Origin of the sequence: Bacteroides rodentium JCM 16496 (assembly GCF_000614125.1) — a bacterium.
GTDB classification, from domain to species: Bacteria; Bacteroidota; Bacteroidia; order Bacteroidales; family Bacteroidaceae; genus Bacteroides; species Bacteroides rodentium.
Map to the genome: position 1 here is coordinate 23,129 of NZ_BAKJ01000054.1, position 6,120 is coordinate 29,248.

At 46.9% G+C, this 6,120-nt stretch carries 6 protein-coding genes; 4 read left to right on the forward strand and 2 right to left on the reverse strand.

Annotated elements, in window-relative coordinates; translation table 11 throughout:
- Positions 1–50 precede the first annotated feature (50 nt).
- Both JCM16496_RS17925 and JCM16496_RS17930 read right to left on the reverse strand, forming a co-directional pair.
- Positions 51–1,079, reverse strand: coding sequence for a hypothetical protein (locus JCM16496_RS17925; RefSeq protein WP_128809710.1), 1,029 nt, complete (start codon positions 1,077–1,079; stop codon positions 51–53).
- A 13-nt stretch (positions 1,080–1,092) separates the two neighbouring features.
- Entirely contained in the window at positions 1,093–2,379 is a 1,287-nt protein-coding gene (locus JCM16496_RS17930; RefSeq protein ID WP_025835954.1) for a site-specific integrase, read from the reverse strand.
- A gap of 452 nt (positions 2,380–2,831) precedes the next feature.
- Between JCM16496_RS17930 and JCM16496_RS17935 the strand changes: the two genes are divergently transcribed.
- The 4 genes from JCM16496_RS17935 to JCM16496_RS17950 are packed head-to-tail and all read left to right on the forward strand — an operon-like array spanning position 2,832 to position 6,118.
- Complete coding sequence (locus tag JCM16496_RS17935; RefSeq protein WP_025835956.1) at positions 2,832–3,827, forward strand: flavin reductase; 996 nt, start codon at positions 2,832–2,834, stop codon at positions 3,825–3,827.
- A gap of 11 nt (positions 3,828–3,838) precedes the next feature.
- Positions 3,839–4,654, forward strand: a complete 816-nt coding sequence (locus tag JCM16496_RS17940) for a carboxymuconolactone decarboxylase family protein (protein WP_128809711.1) — start codon at positions 3,839–3,841, stop codon at positions 4,652–4,654.
- A gap of 8 nt (positions 4,655–4,662) precedes the next feature.
- On the forward strand, positions 4,663–5,226 hold the full coding sequence (locus tag JCM16496_RS17945) for a sugar O-acetyltransferase (protein ID WP_025835960.1): 564 nt from the start codon (positions 4,663–4,665) through the stop codon (positions 5,224–5,226).
- A gap of 16 nt (positions 5,227–5,242) precedes the next feature.
- A complete protein-coding gene (locus JCM16496_RS17950; RefSeq protein WP_025835962.1) occupies positions 5,243–6,118 on the forward strand; it encodes a DUF3737 family protein in 876 nt (291 codons plus the stop codon).
- Positions 6,119–6,120 lie beyond the last annotated feature (2 nt).

Here is a 6,120-nt window from a genome sequence, read left to right on the forward strand (position 1 = left end):
TTTGAGTGGTAAAAGTGGTGGTATCGTGGAATGTCGGGACATATCATCGACTATCGGAATATTGACCGCATTTCCTTGGCAAATTCCCGGTTGCTGTCACTGGGGAAATCGGAAACGGGCTCTTTGTATTTTGACTTGTAGTATGTATCGTCTATTCCCAGCAGGTTCATGATGTCCTCTTTCCATTTCTCTCTGTCCGGCTTGGGCAGCGTTTCACCCATAAGGAAAATGAGATAGCATACGCGCGCCTTCTCCCTCGGTCTTGTTTTCAGTCTGCCTTCGCATGGTTGCAGGTTCATGCTGGCGTAGAAGTCCAGTTCGGAAACGGCTTCGAACTGTTCACCGTTGCATTTCTCATAAATGGCTGACAGCAGCCGCATGGGGAAATAGGCGGGCGGGCTTGCCGGGGTGGTACCGGATGTGGACATTTCCTTTTCTTCCCCTTCCTTTTTCTTTTGGTCGGTCAGGTATTTTTCAAGGATTGCCAATAGTGAGCCGCCCAGCCTGCAAATGTCCCCGCAACGGTTTTGCAGGCATTGCAGGGCTTCCCGTCTTGCCTGCTCCTTCTGCCTGTACAGTTCATCCAGCTTGGTTTTCTCCTTGTCGTATTCCCGTTTGCACCGTTCGTACCTTCTTTCCAGCAGTTCTTCTTCCTGACGGTCGTGTTCCCTGAAACCTACCGCCTCCAAAGAGCCGTTCGCTTCCATGAGTTCCCGGTAATATCCGTTTGTGACTTTCATCTGTCTGTCAATACCCCAGTCAAAACGGCTTTCATGCTGTCGGCAGACATATCCGGTATCGAGACGGTCGAAAAACTCCTTGCAGGTGTTGTAAGTCGAGATGTTGCTTTCAATCTCACGTTTCAGGCTGTTCAGCAATATGGAGAAGTGCGCGGCGTCCATTTCAAGCATGAGACTGATAAGTGCGGTTTCAAAGGGCTGCGTGTCTCCGTACTCTCTGTAAAAATCGGAAATGAACTGCTGCTTCTCAAAAGAGAAACTGTCTCCGGACATTATTCCGGTGTATATCTTGTTGAGTTTCCCGTAGCGGGGTATCATTGACGTTATTCTTTCTTCCATGATATTATTGTGGTTACAGTTGGTTAAACTTGCTCATTGCGTTCGCCTTCACGTCATCGGCTATGTCTATGTAGGGCTTCATCGCCTTGTAGTCGCTGTGCCCCGTCCATTTCATCACCACTTGTGCGGGAATGCCGAGCGCAAGCGCGTTGCAGATGAATGTCCGTCTTCCGGCATGGGTGCCCAGCAGCGCGTATTTGGGTGTAATGGTGTCTATACGCTCGCTGCCTTTATAGTAGGTTTCGCTTACCGGTTCGCTGATTTCCGCAAGTTCCCCCAGTTCTTTCAGGTAGTTGTTCATCTTTTGGTTGCTGATGACCGGGAGCGCCTTGTGTCCTTCAAACTCCACGTCCTTGTATTTGTCAAGTATCGCCCTGCTGTGGTTGTTCAGTTCGATGACAAGGCGGTCAGCAGTCTTTACGGTGGTGATTTCTATATGCCCGTCCCGAATGTCGCTCCGTTTGAGGTTGTACACGTCCGAATAGCGCAGCCCGCTGAAACAGCAGAACAGAAAGACGTCCCTTACCCGTTCGAGATATTGCTTGGTCAGGGGTATCTTGTAGTCTTTCAGCTTGTTCAGTTCTTCCCATGTGAGGAATATCACCTTCTTTTGGACGCTTTTCAGCTTCGGGTTGAAGCTCTCGTAGGCGTTGTTCATGCAGTACCCCTTCTTGGTGCACCACCGCAGGAACCATTTCAGGTAGGCTATCTGCTTCATGGTGGACGTGTTGCGCAAGCCTTCCACGTCCTTGAGGAAATTCACGTAGCTTGTCAGCTTGGGTTCGTCCAGTGCCTCGAAGGTCAGTTCCTTGTCGAACTTCTCAAGGTGTTTCCTCACTGCGGCGAACTTCTCATAAGTGGCGTCAGACCAGCCGTTCTGCGTCCCGCATTCCTTGATGAACTCCCCGAACACCTCCATAGGTGCGAACGTCAGGGGCTTCTGCTGTTCCTCCTCCCTCTTTTCGCTATGCAGGTTGTTGAAAGCCTCCTTCACTTGTGCGGTGGTAGGCATAGTTCCCTGAACCTCGAACTCCTTGAAGATGTTCTGTATTTCCGTATAGTAGCGCAGCAGGTCGGTGTTGATTTCGGATGCGCTCTGTTTCAGTTTGTTGGTGCAGCCCGGCTTTACACGCTGCTTGTCGGCGTCCCATTTGGCTGCGTCGATGCGGTAGCCCGTTGTAAACTCAATGCGCTGGCTGGCAAATATCACACGCATACGGATAGGCACATTCTCCACGATTGGTACGCCGTTCTTCTTCCGGCTTTCCAAAGAAAAGATGATGTTTCTCTTGATATTCATATTCGGATGTAATTAAATTAGCACCCAAATATACACCCAATTATTGAGATAGCAAAAGATTTTGAATGATATTTTACGATATAAATCAATCGTAATAAGCTGTTTATTAGTAGATAGTTACGATATTATGATATTTTGTAAAATTGTAGGTTAAAGTACCGTACGCACCGCGAAAGCAAATAACAAATTAAAGCAAAGCTCTGAAATTCAAGGATTTCAGAGCTTTTTTGTTTTCTGTATCGGCAGAGAATAACGATGAAAAACAAACCATGCATGGGATTATTCGTGGGATTTCTGCCAGTCTTACTATACTCATCTGATGAACTTGAACTTTCTTGCGGTATAATCGGGAATTCGGGTACAAATATCCGTAAATCATATACACCTTCGCTTGTGCTATCGCGGTACCTTTGTCATCAGAAGTTTAACAAGAAAAACAGGCAATATAGAGTATGGCAAAAACAATTTTAGTAGTTCTGTCACTGCTTGTCATAATGTCGTGCAGTATTCCCGTAAAGGAGAACACCGTTCAACCCAATATAATGGAAACGAACAAGAAAAATCTCGGAAATCTGTTGGCGCTCTATCCCAAGCCGATGACGGTTGTCGGGGCGGAGGTTGAAGGGAAAGTAAACTGGCTAGTGGTAGGGCATACGGGTGTTATTGGACATGACCGGATACTCATCAGCATGAGTAAAAGCCATTACACTAATCAAGGGATAAAGGACTCAAAACGACTTTCCGTCAATCTGGTGAGTCGTGAAATATTGCCGAAAGCTGACTATGTGGGAAGTGTAAGCGGTGCAACGGTCGATAAGTCGGAGGTGTTTGCCTACCATATTGGCGAAAACGGTACCCCCGTTATAGACGCATCACCCCTCACCATGGAGTGTGAGGTGGTAGATATCTATGAAACTGAAGGTTTCGACAATTTCATTTGTGCGATAGTCAATACATATGCTGCTCCTGAAGTGCTTGATAATAACGGAAAACTCGACTATACGAAGCTGAAACCCGTATTGTTTGAATTTCCGACCTATTCCTACCTTGCCACGGGAGAGATTATCGGCAAATGCCTGAATCTGGATAAGCAGCCGGGTATGTGCGCCAAAGAGCCGATGAGTGCTGACGGTATCGTGCGGTTGTCGAAAATCGAGGTTTATCCGCAGTATCTCGACGAGTATATGAAATACGCAACCGAAGTAGGCGAAATCTCTCTGCGTACCGAATCGGGCGTACTGACTATGTATGCGGTCGGCGAGAAGGAGAATCCCTGCAAAGTGACTATTCTCGAAACCTATGCGAGCCATGCGGCTTATGAAAAACATATTGCATCAGAACACTTTCAGAAATACAAGCAAGGAACGTTGCACATGGTCAAATCATTGGTCTTGTCTGACCAGACGCCACTTAACCCGGCTAACAAGCTCAATAACTTCATGCAATAAATAGAACGACTATGAACAAGATTTTTTTAATTTCAGTATTCAGCATTTTAACACTCAATGTTATGGCACAAGAAAAGATAGTACAGACAGCAGGACGCACCCAGTTGGGTGAGTTTGCTCCTAAATTTGCGGAACTAAACGACGATGTCCTCTTTGGCGAGGTCTGGAGCCGCACCGACAAACTCGGTCTGCGTGACCGTAGTTTGGTAACTATTACTTCTCTTATCAGTCAAGGTATCACGGATAATTCGCTCGTGTTCCACCTTCAGTCGGCAAAAAAGAACGGCATCACCCGTACGGAGATTGCTGAAATCATCACCCATATCGGATTCTATGCCGGTTGGCCCAAAGCGTGGGCAGCGTTTAATCTGGCCAAAGGCGTATGGGCAGAGGACACCACCGGTGAAGATACCAAAGCCGCGTTCCAGCGTGAAATGATTTTTCCCATTGGAGAACCGAACACAGCATACGCACAGTACTTCATAGGTAACAGCTATCTTGCTCCCGTTTCACGTGAGCAGGTTTCCATCTCTAACGTCACTTTCGAGCCTCGTTGCCGGAACAACTGGCATATACACCGCGCTACTAAAGGCGGCGGACAGATGCTTATCGGTGTTGCCGGTCGTGGGTGGTATCAAGAAGAAGGCAAGCTGGCAGTAGAGATTCTGCCCGGTACGGTTATCCATATCCCTGCAAATGTGAAGCATTGGCACGGTGCTGCTTCTGATGGTTGGTTTGCTCATCTTGCTTTTGAGGTTCCCGGTGAGGATACTTCTAATGAATGGCTAGAGCCGGTGACGGATGAAGAATACGATAAACTTAAGTAGGAGAAACTATGACTACGAACGAATTCAAAGAATATGTAAAGACGCGTCAAGCGCTTAATACGGAGGAGATACAATGCTTTATGGACGAAATGAGCAATGAAGCCAGGCGTATCACTTTCCGGCTGAACACCGCATACTATACGCCGGACGAGGTACGTGAGTTGCTATCCGAATTGTTCGGTTATCAAGTTCCGTCATCGTTCCGGGTATTTCCGCCGTTTTATGCCGATTTCGGGAAGAATATTACAGTGGGCGAAGGCGTATTTATTAATGCCTGCTGTCATTTTCAAGACCATGGTGGTGTGATAATCGGCGACGGATGCCAAATTGGGCATAATGTAGTCTTTGCAACGCTCAATCATGGTTTGCCTCCGGAAGAACGCCAAACTACCTATCCGGCACCAATTGTACTGGGAAAGAATGTCTGGGTAGGTTCTAATGCAACGATTCTTCAAGGAGTGACAATTGGTGACAATGCTGTGGTGGGAGCTGGAGCGGTCGTGACGAAAGATGTGGAAGCAAATACAATAGTAGGTGGTGTCCCCGCAAAATTGATAAAGAGAATAGAATAATAAAATTGAAAACAAGATGAAAATAATATCAAATACAGCATTTGGCGGAGAAAGACCTTTGTTTGAATCGCATGACTTACGTTTGGAGAATGTAGTTATCCGTGCTGGAGAATCAGCCATCAAGGAATGCAGCAACATCGAAGCTATTGATTGCCGGTTCGAAGGAAATTATCCCTTCTGGCATGTTCACGGATTTGTTATCGACCGTTGTTTTTTCGATGTCGGTGGGCGTTCGGCACTGTGGTATTCCGACCATCTGAAAATGACTGATACGCGTATCGATGCACCCAAAATGTTTCGCGAGATGCACGACATCGAAATAGATAATGTAGAGATAAACGATGCCGATGAGGTGTTCTGGCGTTGTAAAAATCTGAATATCAAAAATCTGAAACTGCATGGAGGAACTTATCCGTTCATGTTCAGCAGCGACATCCGCATAGACGGATTGGAAAGCGACAGCAAGTACGTTTTCCAGTATGTGAAGAATGTAGAGTTGCACAATGCCAAAATCACTACGAAGGATGCTTTCTGGGAGGTGGAGAATGTAACAATCTACGATTCTGAACTCAACGGCGAATATCTTGGCTGGCATTCGCACAATCTCCGGTTGGTGAATTGCCATATAACCGGTGAGCAACCGCTCTGCTATGCCCACGACCTCGTACTGGAGAATTGCACCTTTGGTCCCGACTGCGACCGGGCTTTTGAATATAGTTCGGTGCAGGCAACCATCAAGGGAACAATAGGCGGGGTGAAGAATCCACGGACAGGCTGTATCACTGCCGAAAGCTATGAGGAAATCATTCTCGACGAAAATATAAAGGCGCCTGCCGATTGTGAATTGAGGCTTTGGGATGGTAACAGGATTTCTAAATTGCAAAAGAGATAAAT

Excerpts from the sequence above, each read along its gene's own strand:
- JCM16496_RS17925 (WP_128809710.1), bottom strand. The coding sequence starts at position 1,079 with ATGGAAGAAAGAATAACGTCAATGATACCCCGCTACGGGAAACTCAAC.
- JCM16496_RS17930 (WP_025835954.1), bottom strand. The coding sequence starts at position 2,379 with ATGAATATCAAGAGAAACATCATCTTTTCTTTGGAAAGCCGGAAGAAG.
- JCM16496_RS17935 (WP_025835956.1), top strand. The coding sequence starts at position 2,832 with ATGGCAAAAACAATTTTAGTAGTTCTGTCACTGCTTGTCATAATGTCG.
- JCM16496_RS17940 (WP_128809711.1), top strand. The coding sequence starts at position 3,839 with ATGAACAAGATTTTTTTAATTTCAGTATTCAGCATTTTAACACTCAAT.
- JCM16496_RS17945 (WP_025835960.1), top strand. The coding sequence starts at position 4,663 with ATGACTACGAACGAATTCAAAGAATATGTAAAGACGCGTCAAGCGCTT.
- JCM16496_RS17950 (WP_025835962.1), top strand. The coding sequence starts at position 5,243 with ATGAAAATAATATCAAATACAGCATTTGGCGGAGAAAGACCTTTGTTT.